Here is a 15,117-nt window from a genome sequence, read left to right on the forward strand (position 1 = left end):
CCGCCTGGACGCACCCTGCGTGACATGAACCAACCCGCCCGGGCCACACGGCCCCGGCGGGTGCCCGTGCGTCCGGACCACGCGGCAGCTCGCCGGCCGCCTCGCCGTCCATCGCGGCCAGCCGCGCTTTCCCATCCGTGCTTCAATGTCGTTCGACCCGGCATCGCGCATTGCAGCAACGCCGCGTGCCGTCTCCCCCCGTTCGACCTTCACGGAATCACATGACGAATCCTGCCGAGATCAAGGCGCTCGTTTTCGATGTATTCGGTACGATCGTCGACTGGAGAAACGGTGTCGCGCGCGATGCCGCCGCATTCCTCGCGCGCCATGCGCCGGCGCTCGACCCGTTCGAATTCGCCGATACGTGGCGGCGCGAATATTCGCCGTCGATGGAAGAGATCCGCAGCGGACGCAGGCGCTACGTGCGGCTCGACGTGCTGCATCGCGAGAATCTCGTGCGCACGCTCGATCGCTACGGCATCGACGGCGTACCCGATGCGGAGATCGATGCGCTCACCCTCGCGTGGCACCGGCTCGATCCGTGGCCGGATGCCGTCGCGGCGCTGCAGCGCCTGAAACGGCGCTACGTGATCGCCCCGCTGTCGAACGGCAATATCCGGCTGATGATCGACGTCGCGAAACACGCGGGCCTGCCGTGGGACGCGATTCTCGGCGCCGAAGTCGCGCGCGCGTACAAGCCGTCGCCGAAGGTGTATACCGAAGCGGTCGAGATTCTCGGCATCGCGCCGGCCGAGCTGTGCCTGGTCGCCGCGCACAACGGCGATCTCGCCGCCGCGCGGCAACTGGGGCTGTCCACCGCGTTCGTGCTGCGCCCGACCGAACACGGGCCTGCCCAAACGACCGACCTGAAAGCGGACGACGCGTGGGATTTCGACGTTAAAGATCTGAACGAACTCGCGGACCGGCTCGGTTGTCCGGGGTGAGCGACGGCCGGGCATGACCGGGGTGGCGCCGCTCGCGATGCGTGGCGGGCGGAACGTCCGGTCGCGACACCAGACCGTCGGCGCCACCATCCGGTAGCACAGCCGGCGATTTTCATCGAGCACGAGAATCCGCTGGTCGATGGTGCCGCGATCGGTCGTGCACTGCCGCGTATGGCCGACGGCCGGCGTGCCTTCGAGCACGCGGCAACTGACCGGCTTCGGCACGCCGGGACGGAACAGCAGCGGCCGCGTGTCGTCCATCCGCGCGCGCAGGAAATGCGGCCATACATGCTCGGGCCGGCAATCGAACGCTATTGCGAATGAATTTCCACGACCGTGTCCTGGCGGCTGTCGGTGCGCACATGCTACTTCGCCACGGCGCGCCACGCGTTGCGCGCATACAGGATCAGCAACGGCAGCAGCGCGAGCGCGAACAGCATGCACAGCCCCAGCAACCACACCGGCCACTGCTGCGGATTACCGTGCGCCCAGTAGCGGTAAGGCACGCTCAGGAAGCCGATTTCCATCAGCAGCGCGCCGAGCGGCACGAGCCCGTTCAGCACCACGGCCATCCCGATGCGGGCCGCGCCGTCGAGCGTCTTCCCCGCCCCGTAAGCCGCGATCAGGTACAGGAAATAGCCGAGCATCGCGACCATCAGCGCGCCGCCTGCCAGCAGGCCGACGCTGCGCACGCTGCGTTCGTGCAACTGGCCCGAGCCGGGCGGCAAGACGACGTCGACGGCCTCGCCGATGACCGGCATGCTACCCGAGCGGATGTTGCCAGGCAACACGACCCGCTGGCCGTCCGGCAGCACGGCTTCCAGCATCGACGTGTACTTGATGCACCGGTACGTCGAGGTTCGCCCCGAACTGTCGCGGCGCTCGCAGGTGTCCCACTCGGACTGGTAGGACACGACGGTCGCCGGGTATTTCGGCGAAACGGCCAGCACGTACAACTCGTCGCCAATCCAGTACGCGAACGGGAAACACAGCGACACCAGGCAAAAGCACACGAGCCACCAGAACGCGACCGCGCCGCCATTCGAACCGCCCTTGCCGCCCGACTGGCGGCGCACCATGCGCGACGCCAGCCAATAGGCGGTCACGCCGAATACGGCGACACACACCACGAACACCTTGCCGGCATGCGTCAATGCCATCTCCCCCTCCCCTCCGATAACCGGCTGAATCGCGGTCGCGACCCTCGCGACGCCCGCCCGTCCGCTATTCAGGATCCCCGACGAACCGCAACCGCTCCGACTCCCCCATCAGCAACGCGCGATTCGCATCCGCCGCCGCGCGCAGGTAATCCCATAGCGCCGTCACGCGCCGCAGCTTGCGCAGATCCTCGCGACAGGTCAGCCAGAAGCAGCGCGTGACGACCACGTCGTCCGGCAACACCGGCACCAGCGCCGGCTGCGTGGCCGCCATGAAGCACGGCAGGATCGCGAGCGCGCCGCCCTGCAGCGCCGCGAACACCTGCGCGATCACGCTCGTCGTGCGCAGCCCGGCGGTTGCGCCCGGCACCGCGCGCTCCAGGTACAGCAGCTCGCTGCTGAACGCGAGATCGTCGACGTAGCTGATGAACGCGTGCCGCGCGAGATCGTCGGTGCAGGTGATCGGCGGATGGTTCGCGAGATAGTCGCGCGTCGCATAAAGCCGCAGCTGGTAGTCGCACAGCTTCGTGACCACGTAAGGCCCGCGCTCGGGCCGCTCGAGCGTGATCGCGAGATCGGCCTCGCGCTTGGGCAGGTTGACGAAATGCGGGACCGGCAACAGGTCGACCGTCACATGCGGATGCGCGACGCGAAACCGCGCGAGCTGCGGCGCGAGGAAAAAGCAGCCGAACCCTTCGGTCGACCCGATCCGCACATGGCCCGACAGCGCCTGGCCGGTATTCGCGACCTGGTCGCATGCGGACTGCACGGTCGTCTCCATCGCATCCGCGTACGCGACGAGCCGCTGGCCCTCGGCCGTCAGCGTGAAGCCGCCGGAGCGCGACTTGTCGAACAGCAGCGTGCCCATCGCGGTTTCGAGTGCGCGGATGCGCCGCGCGACGGTCGTGTAGTCGACGCCGAGCCGCTTCGCCGCGCCGCTCGCACGCTGCGTGCGGGCGACTTCGAGGAAAAAACGCAGGTCGTCCCAGTTCAGGTTGCCGGAAACCGGCTCGGTGGCGTGTCGCATCGGCGGAAAAAGGGGCTATATCTCCGGGCCGGCCGTCGATATGCATAAATGCATATCCGACCGGTTTTCTTGTCGGTACATCATGGATCTGCGCATAACTATACTCGACCGTGACCTGAGGACCATGAGCCGCGGGCAATAAAACCGGAGACACCATGCAGACCCGATCCACCCTCGATGAGCATGCAACCGCCGCGGCGCCGGCACCCGCCCGCACCGCGAAGCACTACCTGCTGGCCGGCTGGGCCAGCATGGCCGGCACCACGATCGAGTGGTACGACTTCTTCCTCTACGGCACCGCCGCCGCGCTCGTTTTCAACCGCATCTTCTTCCCGTCGCTCGACCCGGTCGTCGGCACGCTCGCCGCGTTCGGCACGTTCGCGGTCGGCTTCATCGGCCGGCCGATGGGCGGCATCGTGTTCGGCCACTTCGGCGACCGCATCGGCCGCAAGTCGATGCTGATGATCACGCTGCTGCTGATGGGCGTGCCGAGCATGGTGATCGGGCTGATCCCGTCCTACGACAGCATCGGCTACTGGGCCGCCGCGCTGCTGATCGCGATGCGCTTCCTGCAGGGGATGGCGGTCGGCGGCGAATGGGGCGGCGCGGTACTGATGGCCGTCGAGCACGCACCGAAGGGCCGCAAGGGGCTGTTCGGCAGCCTGCCGCAGACGGGCGTCGGGCTCGGCCTGATCCTGTCGTCGGTCGCGATGGCCGCGGTCGCCGCGCTGCCCGACGCCGACATGCTGTCGTGGGGCTGGCGCGTGCCGTTCCTCGCGAGCATCGCGCTGGTCGGCCTCGGCTGGTTCATCCGCGCGAAGGTGCCCGAGTCGCCCGACTTCGAGAAGGTCCGCAAGCAGGGCAAGGCGGAGAAGTCGCCGGTGACGGCCGCGCTGCGCCGCCATCCGCGCGAGGTGCTGACGATCGTCGGCGCGCGCGCCGCCGAGAACACGTGGTTCTACATGGTCGTCACGTTCGCGCTCGCGTATGCGACGCAGCAGCTGCATCTGCCGAAGGCCGGGATGCTGCACGCGATCACGGCCGGCGCCGCGCTGTCGCTCGTCACGATGCCGCTGTGCGGGCATCTCAGCGACCGCATCGGCCAGCGCCGGATGTTCGCGATCGGCCTCGTGCTGATGTGCGCGTTCGCCGCGCCGTTCTTCATGATGCTCGGCACGCAGCAGACGTCGTATGCGTGGTGGGCGATCGTGCTCGGCCTCGGCGTCGTGTTCCCGATCCTGTATGCGCCCGAGTCGCTGCTGTTCGCGCAGCAGTTCCCGGCGGAAATCCGCTACAGCGGCATCTCGCTGTCGGTGCAGCTGGCCGGCGTGATCGGCGGCGGCTTCGCACCGATGATCGCGACGTCGCTGCTCAAGGCCGGCGGCGGCCAGCCGCATTACGTGATCGCTTATCTCGTCGGCTTCGGCGTGTTCGCGCTCGCATGTACCGCATTGATGCGTCCGCCGCGTGCATGAGCACACCCGAGTGCAGCGGCCCGCATCGACCCGATTCCAGTTCGACCTGCCGTCCGCCGTGGCCGCACGCGCGACGGACGCAGCCCCCCATTTTTCTTCGCACCACCGTTTCCCGGAGAGTTCCATGAACGCCGCAGTTCCCCAGACCACCCTCGCCCTGCCCACCGCCAAGCTGCTGATCGACGGCGCGTTCGTCGAATCGCAAAGCGCCGAATGGGGGGACATCGTGAACCCCGCGACGCAGGAAGTGATCGGCCGCGTGCCGTACGCCACGCTCGACGAGGTCGATGCCGCGATCGCATCCGCGCAGCGCGCGTTCCAGACGTGGAAGACGACGCCGATCGGCGCGCGCCTGCGCATCATGCTGAAGTTCCAGGATCTGGTGCGCCGCAACCTCGAACGGATCGCGAAGACGCTGACGGCCGAGCAAGGCAAGACGCTGCCCGACGCGCAGGGCGACATCTTCCGCGGCCTCGAAGTGGTCGAGCATGCGTGCTCGATCGGCACGCTGCAGCAAGGCGAATTCGCGGAGAACGTCGCGGGCGGCGTCGACACCTACACGCTGCGCCAGCCGATCGGCGTATGCGCGGGCATCACGCCGTTCAACTTCCCCGGGATGATTCCGCTATGGATGTTCCCGATGGCGATCGTGTGCGGCAACACGTTCGTGCTGAAGCCGTCGGAGCAGGATCCGCTGTCGACGATGCAGCTCGTCGAACTCGCGATCGAGGCCGGCGTGCCGCAGGGCGTGCTGAACGTCGTGCATGGCGGCAAGACCGTGGTCGACCGTCTCTGCACGCATCCGGACATCAAGGCGATCTCGTTCGTCGGCTCGACGCGCGTCGGCACGCACGTGTACAACCTCGGCAGCCAGCACGGCAAGCGTGTGCAGTCGATGATGGGCGCGAAGAACCACGCCGTCGTGCTGCCGGATGCGCATCGCGAGCAGTCGATCAACGCGCTGGTGGGCGCCGGCTTCGGCGCGGCCGGCCAGCGCTGCATGGCGACGTCGGTCGTCGTGCTCGTCGGCCAGGCGCGCGACTGGCTGCCCGATCTCGTCGAGAAGGCGAAGGCACTGAAGGTCAACGCAGGCGCCGAAGCCGGCACGGACGTCGGTCCGGTCGTGTCGAAGGCCGCGAAGGCACGCATCCTGTCGCTGATCGACGCCGGCGTGAAGGAAGGCGCGACGCTGCTGCTCGACGGCCGCGACGTGAAGGTGCCCGGCTACGAGCAGGGCAACTTCGTCGGCCCGACGATCTTCTCGGGCGTGACGACCGACATGTCGATCTACCAGGAGGAAATCTTCGGGCCGGTGGTGGTCGTGCTCGAAGCGGACACGCTCGACGAAGCGATCGCACTCGTCAACGCGAACCCGATGGGCAACGGCGTGGGGCTGTTCACGCAAAGCGGCGCGGCCGCGCGCAAGTTCCAGAGCGAGATCGACGTCGGCCAGGTCGGCATCAACATCCCGATCCCGGTGCCGGTGCCCTACTTCAGCTTCACCGGCTCGCGCGGCTCGAAGCTCGGCGATCTCGGCCCGTACGGCAAGCAGGTCGTGCAGTTCTACACGCAGACGAAGACGGTCACTGCGCGCTGGTTCGACGACGATGCGACGGCCGGCGGCGTGAACACGACGATCGCGCTGCGCTGAGCGAGGGCCCGCACATGGAAATCGCATTCATCGGACTCGGCAACATGGGCGGCCCCATGGCCGCCAACCTGCTCAAGGCCGGCCACGCGCTGACGGTGTTCGACCTCGACGCGAACGCGGTCGACGCCGCGGTGCGCGCGGGCGCGACGGCCGCCGCCTCGCCGCGCGATGCGGCCGCGCGCGGCGCGCTGGTCATCACGATGCTGCCGGCCGCGCAACACGTGCGCGCCGTCTACCTGGGCGACGACGGCGTGCTGGCCGGCGCGCGCGCCGGCGCGACATTCGTCGACTGCAGCACGATCGATCCGGGCACCGTGCGCGCGGTGGCCGAAGCGGCCGCGCAGCGCGACTTCCCGCTCGCCGATGCACCGGTGTCGGGCGGCACCGGCGGCGCGCAGGCCGGCACGCTGACCTTCATGGTCGGCGCGCCCGACTCGCTGTTCGAGCGCATCCGCCCGGTGCTGCTCGACATGGGCAGGAACGTCGTGCATTGCGGCGGCACGGGCACCGGGCAGATCGCGAAGATCTGCAACAACCTGCTGCTCGGGATCTCGATGATGGGCGTGTCGGAGGCGATGGCGCTCGGCGCGGCGCTCGGCATCGAGCCTTCGGTGCTGGCCGGGATCATCAACACGTCGACCGGGCGCTGCTGGAGCTCGGACACGTACAACCCGTACCCGGGCGTAAACGAAGCGGCGCCCGCCGCGCGCGGCTATGCCGGCGGCTTCGCGGCGAACCTGATGCTGAAGGATCTCGGGCTCGCGACGGAAGCCGCACGCAACGCGCGGCAGCCGGTGTGGATGGGCGCGCTCGCGCAGCAGCTCTATCAGTCGATGAGCCAGCAAGGGCTCGGCACGCTGGACTTCTCCGCGTGCGTGAAGCTGTACGAAGCGCAACCCGCGTAACGCGGCAAACGGACGTGCGCCGGCCCGCGATGCCCGTCAACGGCATCGCGGGCCGGATCACATTCGGAGGAACCCGGGCGCGGGCGCCACGAACGCGCGACCGGCGCTTACCCGCGCGGATTCGACGCGGTCTCGAAGGTCGGATGGCACTCGAACGCAAGCTCGGAGCGCGCGTCGACACGGCGGCCGCCGGTCACCGACTCCTGCTTCAAGCTCGCGCGCAATCCGCGCTGCGAGCAGTAGTTCGTGGCTTCGGTGACGGCTTTTTCATGGGCGTCGGCCCACGTCGTCGACACGCCGAGCGTGCGCGTCGTCACGGTGAAAACGTTCGGGTTCGACGTCGCGGTCACGTCGGAAGCGGTCGAACACGCGGCGAGCAAGCATGCAGCAGCCGCGACGGTCAACCATCGCAGGGATCGAAAAGGGACAGGGATAGACATGGGGGGCAAGCGCACGTCGATTCGACGGCATTGAGCAACATAGGCGACAGTATGCCTGTCCGATCGCCGGAGATCATGCCCCTTTCGGTGAACACATTGTTTCTAATGGTTAAACGATGAACCGATGCCGGCAAGATTTACGGCCTGCGCGGTGTGCTGCGCGGCCCCGGGGCGTCGCTTTTCCCGGCTGCCGCGCGAGGCCGGGCCGGCGTGAGCGTCGCGCCCCGCGCGCCCGTCAGTGCGCGCCCTCGCGCCGGATCCTCGCCGATGCCTCCTCCAGATTGCGCCACGCCGGTTGCCCCGGCGCGTAGCGCGCGCGGATGTACGCGGCGAGCTCGGCCATCTGCCGGTCGTCGAATGCGTCCCGAAAACCCGGCATGTAGCCGAGCCGGGCGGTGGCCGGCTGGTCGATCCCGTTGTGCAGCACGCGCAGCAGATTGTCGGGCGCGGCCTGGCTGACGCTCGTGTTGAGCCCCATCAACGGACGCACGCCGAGATGCCCGACGCCGCCCGATTCCGCGTGACAGACCGCGCATGCGGTATCGAACGCGCGGCGGCCGCTTTCGAGGCCGAGCGTCGCGACGGCTTCCGCGCCGTGCGCGCGACGGGTCGCCGCATCCGCGGCCGTGGCGGCATCGACGGACGGCGACAGCGACGCCAGATAGTGCGAGATCGCCCGCACGTCGGATTCGGGCAACGATGCGAGCCCCGCGACGACGGGCGCCATCGGCCCGGCCGCGACGCCGTGCTGGGCGGAGAAGCCCGTGCGCAGATAGTCGAACAGCGCACCTTCGGTCCACGGCACCGGCGCGGCCGGCGACGCGACGAGCGGCGGCGCGATCCAGCCTTCGGCCTCGCCGCCCGCGAGGTACGCGCGCCCGCCCTTCTCAGCCCCGAGCGCGTTGCGCGGCGTGTGGCACGCGCCGCAATGGCCGGCCCCGTCGACCAGGTACTTGCCGCGATTCCACATCGCGGAGCGCGCCGGATCCGGCGCGAACGGCCGCGCGTCGTGAAACAGCCAGTTCCACCCGGCGACGAGACGCCGCTGGTCGAGCGGGAACGGCAGCTTCGTCTTCGGCGGCGCGTGCTTCACCGCCGGCTGCGCCATCAGGTACGCATAGAGCGCGAGCAGGTCGGGCTCGCTCATCTTCGCGAACGCGGTGTACGGGAATGCCGGGTACAGATGCGTGCCGTCGCGGCCGATGCCTTCCCGCATCGCGCGCGCGAACGCCGGATACGACCATGCGCCGATGCCGGTTTCCGGATCGGGCGTGATGTTGGTCGTGTAGATCGTGCCGAACGGCGTGTCGAGCGCGAGCCCGCCCGCATTGGTCGCACCGCCGGGCGCGGTGTGGCATACCGCGCAATCGCCGGCGAGCGCGATCAGGCGGCCGCGCTCGAGCGTCGCCGCGCTCCACATTGCGCCGTCCGCGCCGCCAGGCGCGAGCGGAGCGATCGGCGCGGGGCCCGGCAGGATCGCGCATGCGAGCCCGATCAGCCCGCCGACCACGCCGCCTGCACCGCCGCCGGCCAGCCAGCGGCGCCAGCGCGACGGGCGGCGCGGTGCGCCCGATTGCCCTTCGGCGAGATCGGCCGGCACCGGCCGTGCCAGCGCCGCACGAATGCGCGCGGCGTCGAACGGCGGCGCGCGAAACCGCACGCCCGTCGCGTCGTACAGCGCGTTCGCGATCGCGGCGGCGGCCGGGGCGGCCGCCTGCTCGATACATTGCGCATCGCGGGTCGACAACGGCTGCGCGCGATCGGCACCGGCGGTCGCCGGCTCGAACGCGACGAGTTCATGCGCGATCGTATCCGGCGGCATGCCGTTGCCGGTCTCGTCATGCGCAGGGCGCGCGGACAACCGCGTGCCCATCACGCGCGAGATCGCAGCCTCGACCTGCCACGCGGGCAGACCGGCCATCGACGGCTGACCCGGTTCGCCCGCGCCCTGCCCCGCCACCACGCGCCGCACCGCGACGTTGCCCGTCGCGCGATCGACGTCGAGATCGACGACCCACGCGGACCAGTGCGGGGCGCTGTCGGGCGCGGCATCGGCTCGCGGCTTCCCGCTGTCGAGCGGCGCGCCGAGCGTGCCGGCGCCGTCGAATGCGAAGCCGCGGCCGCTGACACGCGTATCCGGCTGCGCATACGCTTCGGCTGCGGTCGATTCGCCCCATGCGGCACGTTCGCTGACCATCCGGATAATCTCGCGCGGCCCCGCATCGCACGACGCATCGAGATGCTGCAGACGCAGCGCGACCGGATCGCGGCCCAGCGTACCGGCCAGTTCGTCGATGAAGGATTCGCGGGCGAATGCGTGTGCATGGCCGGGAATCGCGCGATCGGCGTCGGCGATTTCGATCGACGTCCGCACGTGCCGGTAGACGAACGGCGACGACGGCGCGGATGCCCCGCCGTCCGTCGCCGCGGGTAGCGCATCCGGCGTCGCGCCGGCTTGCGCGCGATACCGCCACGTCGTCATCCGTCCGTCGGGCGCGGTCAGGGTTTCGACGCTGAACGATGCCTGCGCGCGTGTGTCGCCGATCGGCCATTCGTAACGCGCGCGATGCGTGCGCGCCGCATCGGCCCGGCGCCGCGCGGACTCGGCGACGACGTCACCGCGCGGCTCGTCCCGTGTTGTATCGGGTTCGGGCCTCGCGGTCAGGCCGAGGTCATGCTTCATCGCCGTCGCCCCGCAGATAACGCGCGGCCCGATGCACCGCACGGATGATCTCCAGATGCGTGCCGCAGCGGCACAGGTTGAAACGCAGTGCGGCGCGGATCGCCGCATCGGCCGGCGACGGATCGCGGTCGAGCAGCGCCTTCGTGCTCATGATCATCCCGTTCAGGCAATAGCCGCATTGCGCGGCCTGCTCGTCGATGAACGCGCGCTGGATCGGATGCAGCGCGTCGCGCGAGCCGAGCCCTTCGAGCGTCGTCACATCGCGCCCGTTGGCCGCGGCGGCCGGCACGACGCACGCACGCGTCGGCTGCCCGTCGACGAGCACCGTACACGCGCCGCACTGTCCGAACCCGCAGCCGTATTTCGGGCCGTTCAGCGCGCAGTCGTTGCGCAGGACCAGCAGCAGCGGCGCATCGGGCGCCGCATCGTCGAAGGTATGCGGCGTGCCGTTCACGCAAAATGCGAGCGGCCGCGACGAAGGAGCGGGATGGGACATGAATGGATCCGGAAGGCAGCGTGCGCGCCGGGGCCGGGCCGGCGGCAGGCATGACCGCCGGCTCGCGACGTTCGGCGTCGCGCACACTGCTCACGTATAACACGCCGAAATGCGCGCGTACCGCCGCATCGATCCGCGATACGGCGCGCGCCGCACGGCGCCGGGGGCTCGGGTGCGTCAGGCGACGGCCGCGACAGTGCTGCGCGACGGCGACTCCAGCGGCACGCCGAACACGTCGTAGCCGAACACCCACGCCGGATCCTCGTTCGTGCGCAGCCACGTGTTGTTGTGCGACACGAGTTGCACCTTCGACGCACGCGCTGCGCGATTCGCCTCGTACAGTGCGAACACGCCCGCGTAATCGCCGATGCCGACCTCGTCGAGGCAGCGCGCGAGCATCGCGGCATCCTCGATCGCCATCGCGGCGCCCTGCGCCATGTGCGGCTTCATCGGATGGCACGCATCCCCGAGCAGCACGAGACGGCCGCGGCTCCACAACGGCAGCGGATCACGCTCGAGCAGCGGCCACTTCGTGATCGACGGCGACACGTCGATCAGGTGCTGGATATCCGCATGAAAACCCGCGAACGCTTCGCGCATTTCGTCGCGGCTGCTGTCGACCATCGACACGCCTTCCGGCCAGTCGGCCTGCGGCACGCCGGTCACGTAGTAATACTCGTCGCGCTTCTCGGTCACGTAGTAGACCATCATGTGGCGATCCTCCGACCACCACTTCACGCACATGTCGTACGGCTTGTTGCCGAGCAGCGACGCGGGGAACACCGCGCGATGCGCGACGTAGCCCGTATAGCGCGGCGGCTCCGCGCCGAGCAGGTGCTCGCGGATCCGCGAATTCACGCCGTCCGCGCCGATCACGATGTCGGCCGTATCGACGCTGCCGTCCGCGAACGTCAGGCGCACCTCGCTGCCGGTGTCCTCCACCGCAGCAAGCCGCTTGCCGAAGCGGATCGTGCCGGGCGTCACCGCCTGCGTCATCAATGCATGGAAATCGCCGCGATGCACGGTCAGGTAGCTCGCGCCGTACGTCTTGCGCGCGTAGTCGCCGAGCGGAATCTGCGACAGCACGTCGGCCGTCTGCCAGTCGCGGCTGTACCAGCAATCCGGATGCGAGCCCATCGTCTCCAGCGCGTCCTCGCAGCCGATGCGCCGCATGATCTTCATCACGTTCGGGCCGAGATGGATCCCCGCGCCGAGGCGCGAGAACGCCGGCGCCTGCTCGTACAGCGCGACGTCGTAGCCGCCGCGCTGCAGCAGCGCAGCCGCGGCCGTGCCGCCGAGACCGGCGCCGATGATTGCGATACGGGGTTTGCTCATGCGGATCTCCTGATCGTGGGCCCGTCGCCGAACACGGTGCGAGAACGGGCGGATTGAATGGCGTACATATAGCGTACACACTCAATTTATTCCGGACAAGAGGATTGTTGACGGCAGCCGAGATATACGGGAAAACACCAATAAATCCCGGATAATCCGCGCAATCAAATACTCCAAATCGATCGTCAATCATTTTGATCCATTGCCATTTTCAAATGTACACACTAGACTTTGCTCGAAATCAGGCGATTCCGCATCCGCGTGCCGCCCCACCCTTACCGACACGGAGCCTCCCGTCATGAGCAAGACCTACCGCATCGGCCAGATCGTGCCGAGTTCCAACACGACGATGGAAACCGAGATTCCCGCGATGCTGCGGTTGCGCGAAACGATCCGGCCCGAACGCTTCACGTATCACTCGAGCCGGATGCGGATGAAGAAGGTCGTCAAGAAAGAGTTGGCGGCGATGGATGCCGAATCCGACCGCTGCGCGATGGAGCTGAGCGACGCGCGCGTCGACGTGCTCGGCTATGCCTGCCTCGTCGCGATCATGGCGATGGGCCATGGCTACCACCGCGTGTCGCAGAAGCGTCTGCGCGAGCGCACGCAGGAGAACGGCGGCGACGCGTCCGTCATCACCAGCGCCGGCGCGCTCGTCGACGCATTGAAGGTGATCGGCGCGAAGCGCATCGTGGTGGTCGCGCCGTACATGTTGCCGCTGACCGAGCTGGTGGTCGACTACATCCGCAATGAAGGCTACGACGTGATCGCGTACCGCGCGCTGGAAATTCCGGACAACCTGGACGTCGGCCGCCACGACCCGGCGCGCCTGCCGGACATCGTGAAGACGCTGCCGTACCAGGATGCCGATGCGATCGTGCTGTCCGCCTGCGTGCAGATGCCGTCGCTGCCGGCCGTCGCAAAGGTCGAGGCGATGACGGGCAAGCCGGTGATCACGGCCGCGATCGCGACCACCTACGCGATGCTGCGCGAACTCGATCTCGAACCGGTCGTGCCGGGCGCCGGCGCGCTGCTATCCGGCGCGTACTGATTGCCGCCCTTTCGACGGAGTTTCCCCATGTCTTCGACTTTCCTGTACGGCGCGAACGTCCACGCCAACGGCATCCGCCAGCACTACCTGCGCTACGGCGGCGCGTCCGGCGCGCGCGCATCGCGCCCGGCGATCGTGCTGATCCCAGGCATCACGAGCCCCGCGATCACGTGGGGCTTCGTCGGCGAAGTGTTCGGCGCGGCGTTCGACACCTATGTGCTCGACGTGCGCGGCCGCGGGCTGTCCGAAGCGTCGGCGACGCTCGACTACGGTCTCGATGCGCAGGCCGACGACATCGCTGCGCTGATTGCCGCGCTCGGCCTGCCGCGCACGAGCCTCGTCGGCCATTCGATGGGCGCGCGGATCGCCGCACGCGCGGCGCGGCGCGCCATCCGCGGGCTCGAATCGGTCGTGCTCGTCGATCCGCCCGTGTCGGGCCCGAACCGCCGCGACTATCCCGGCAAGCTGCCGTGGTACATCGACTCGATGGCGCTCGCGCGCGCCGGCACCGACGCCGAAGGGATGCGCGCGTTCTGCCCGACCTGGACCGACGCCGAGCTGCAACTGCGCGCCGAATGGCTGCACACCTGCGACGAGCGCGCGGTGCGCGCGACGTACGAGAGCTTCCATACCGACGATTTCCACGCGGACGCCGCGCGGCTGACCGTGCCGTCGCTGCTGATCACGGCCGGGCGCGGCGACGTGGTGCGCGACGACGACGTCGCTGAACTGCAGCGCGCCACGCCGGCGATGCGGCACGTCCGCGTGCCCGACGCGGGCCACATGATTCCGTGGGACAACGCGGCGGGTTTCTACGCTGCGTTCGGCGACTTCCTCGGCGCGCCGCTCGCGGCCTGAGCGCGTCGCCCACTCTTTCCTTCACGCCCTTACCGGAGCCGACGATGCCAGTCAGCGACACCCAACTGATCGACGCGTGGAAGCAGGTGCTCACGCTGTCGCGCCTCGAACCCGGCCAGACCGTCACGATCCTGACGAGCGCGGCCACCCATCCGCAAACGCTGACGTGCGCGCTGATCGCAACGCAATCGATGGGCGCGATCGTCAACCGCCTCGACCTGCCGCCGGTGAACGGCGAGAAGGCGTTCAGCCGCGACCCGCTCGCGTATCTCGGCACGACGCCGCTGACCGGCAACCGCGCCGCGATCGCAGCGCTGCGCGAAAGCGACCTCGTGCTCGACCTGATGACGCTGCTGTTCTCGCCCGAGCAGCACGACATCCTGAAGTCCGGCACGAAGATCCTGCTCGCGGTCGAGCCGCCCGAAGTGCTGGTGCGGATGGTGCCGACGCTGGCCGACCGCACGCGCGTGCTCGGCGCCGCCAGAAAGATCGCCGCCGCGCGCGAGATGCGCGTGACCTCCGCGGCCGGCACCGCGCTCGCGTGCCCGCTCGGCGACTTTCCGCCGACCGCCGAATACGGCTTCGTCGACGCGCCGGGCCGCTGGGATCACTGGCCGAGCGGCTTCGCGCTGACCTACCCGAACGACCGCACCGCGCGCGGCACGATCGTGATCGATCGCGGCGACATCCTGCTGCCGCAGAAGCACTACGTGAGCGAGCCGATCGCGCTGACCGTCGAAGGCGGCTATGCGACGCGCATCGAAGGCGGCGTCGACGCCGACCTGCTGCGCGACTACATGGAAACCTTCGCCGATCCGGAAGGCTATGCGATCTCACACATCGGCTGGGGGCTGCAGCCGCGCGCGCGCTGGTCGACGCTCGGCCTGTACGACCGCGAAGCGACGATCGGCATGGATGCGCGCGCATTCGAAGGCAACTTCCTGTTCTCGCTCGGGCCGAACAACGAAGGCGGCGGCAACCGCACCACCACCTGCCATATCGACATTCCGTTGCGCCGCTGCACGGTCGAACTCGACGGCGAGACCGTCGTGCGCGACGGCCGCGTGATCGATCAACCCGCCTGACCGACGAGTA

General features: G+C 68.9%; 13 protein-coding genes. 7 read left to right on the forward strand and 6 right to left on the reverse strand.

Annotated elements, in window-relative coordinates; all coding sequences use genetic code 11:
* Nucleotides 1-221 precede the first annotated feature (221 nt).
* The gene (locus J7024_RS25545) at nucleotides 222-944 is read left to right on the forward strand and encodes a haloacid dehalogenase type II (RefSeq protein WP_234745573.1); all 723 of its coding nucleotides are present in this window, start codon (nucleotides 222-224) and stop codon (nucleotides 942-944) included.
* Between the two features lie 365 nt (nucleotides 945-1,309).
* On the opposite strand, the gene J7024_RS25550 is transcribed toward J7024_RS25545, so the two are convergent.
* A complete protein-coding gene (locus J7024_RS25550; RefSeq protein ID WP_234745574.1) occupies nucleotides 1,310-2,104 on the reverse strand; it encodes a uracil permease in 795 nt (264 codons plus the stop codon).
* Nucleotides 2,105-2,168: 64 nt separating this feature from the next.
* On the reverse strand, nucleotides 2,169-3,128 hold the full coding sequence (locus J7024_RS25555) for a LysR family transcriptional regulator (RefSeq protein ID WP_124830967.1): 960 nt from the start codon (nucleotides 3,126-3,128) through the stop codon (nucleotides 2,169-2,171).
* A gap of 155 nt (nucleotides 3,129-3,283) precedes the next feature.
* Between J7024_RS25555 and J7024_RS25560 the strand changes: the two genes are divergently transcribed.
* The 3 genes from J7024_RS25560 (at nucleotide 3,284) to mmsB (ending at nucleotide 7,159) form a co-directional block, all read left to right on the forward strand.
* The gene (locus J7024_RS25560; protein WP_124830968.1) at nucleotides 3,284-4,603 is read left to right on the forward strand and encodes an MFS transporter; all 1,320 of its coding nucleotides are present in this window, start codon (nucleotides 3,284-3,286) and stop codon (nucleotides 4,601-4,603) included.
* A gap of 124 nt (nucleotides 4,604-4,727) precedes the next feature.
* A complete protein-coding gene (locus J7024_RS25565; RefSeq protein WP_124830969.1) occupies nucleotides 4,728-6,254 on the forward strand; it encodes a CoA-acylating methylmalonate-semialdehyde dehydrogenase in 1,527 nt (508 codons plus the stop codon).
* A gap of 14 nt (nucleotides 6,255-6,268) precedes the next feature.
* The gene (gene mmsB, locus J7024_RS25570) at nucleotides 6,269-7,159 is read left to right on the forward strand and encodes a 3-hydroxyisobutyrate dehydrogenase (protein ID WP_234745575.1); all 891 of its coding nucleotides are present in this window, start codon (nucleotides 6,269-6,271) and stop codon (nucleotides 7,157-7,159) included.
* 107 nt (nucleotides 7,160-7,266) lie between these two features.
* On the opposite strand, the gene J7024_RS25575 is transcribed toward mmsB, so the two are convergent.
* From J7024_RS25575 to J7024_RS25590, 4 genes are all read right to left on the reverse strand, one after another.
* Entirely contained in the window at nucleotides 7,267-7,599 is a 333-nt protein-coding gene (locus tag J7024_RS25575; protein ID WP_124830971.1) for a hypothetical protein, read from the reverse strand.
* A 235-nt stretch (nucleotides 7,600-7,834) separates the two neighbouring features.
* Nucleotides 7,835-10,282 (reverse strand): c-type cytochrome, encoded by a 2,448-nt coding sequence (locus J7024_RS25580; RefSeq protein ID WP_234745576.1) that lies wholly within the window; start codon nucleotides 10,280-10,282, stop codon nucleotides 7,835-7,837.
* Complete coding sequence (locus tag J7024_RS25585) at nucleotides 10,272-10,778, reverse strand: (2Fe-2S)-binding protein (RefSeq protein ID WP_124830973.1); 507 nt, start codon at nucleotides 10,776-10,778, stop codon at nucleotides 10,272-10,274. Before J7024_RS25585 ends, J7024_RS25580 begins: the two co-directional genes overlap by 11 nt.
* Before the next feature lie 177 nt (nucleotides 10,779-10,955).
* Entirely contained in the window at nucleotides 10,956-12,113 is a 1,158-nt protein-coding gene (locus J7024_RS25590; RefSeq protein WP_124830974.1) for an FAD-dependent monooxygenase, read from the reverse strand.
* A gap of 298 nt (nucleotides 12,114-12,411) precedes the next feature.
* On the opposite strand from J7024_RS25590, the gene J7024_RS25595 reads away from it, so the two are divergent.
* The 3 genes from J7024_RS25595 to J7024_RS25605 are packed head-to-tail and all read left to right on the forward strand — an operon-like array spanning nucleotide 12,412 to nucleotide 15,107.
* A complete protein-coding gene (locus J7024_RS25595; RefSeq protein WP_175760893.1) occupies nucleotides 12,412-13,164 on the forward strand; it encodes a maleate cis-trans isomerase family protein in 753 nt (250 codons plus the stop codon).
* Nucleotides 13,165-13,191: 27 nt separating this feature from the next.
* A complete protein-coding gene (locus J7024_RS25600) occupies nucleotides 13,192-14,022 on the forward strand; it encodes an alpha/beta fold hydrolase (RefSeq protein ID WP_124826309.1) in 831 nt (276 codons plus the stop codon).
* 44 nt (nucleotides 14,023-14,066) lie between these two features.
* Nucleotides 14,067-15,107, forward strand: coding sequence for a 2,5-dihydroxypyridine 5,6-dioxygenase (locus tag J7024_RS25605; protein ID WP_124826310.1), 1,041 nt, complete (start codon nucleotides 14,067-14,069; stop codon nucleotides 15,105-15,107).
* Nucleotides 15,108-15,117: the final 10 nt, after the last annotated feature.

Source organism: Burkholderia sp. WTPI3 (assembly GCF_021483755.1).
Lineage (GTDB): Bacteria > Pseudomonadota > Gammaproteobacteria > Burkholderiales > Burkholderiaceae > Burkholderia.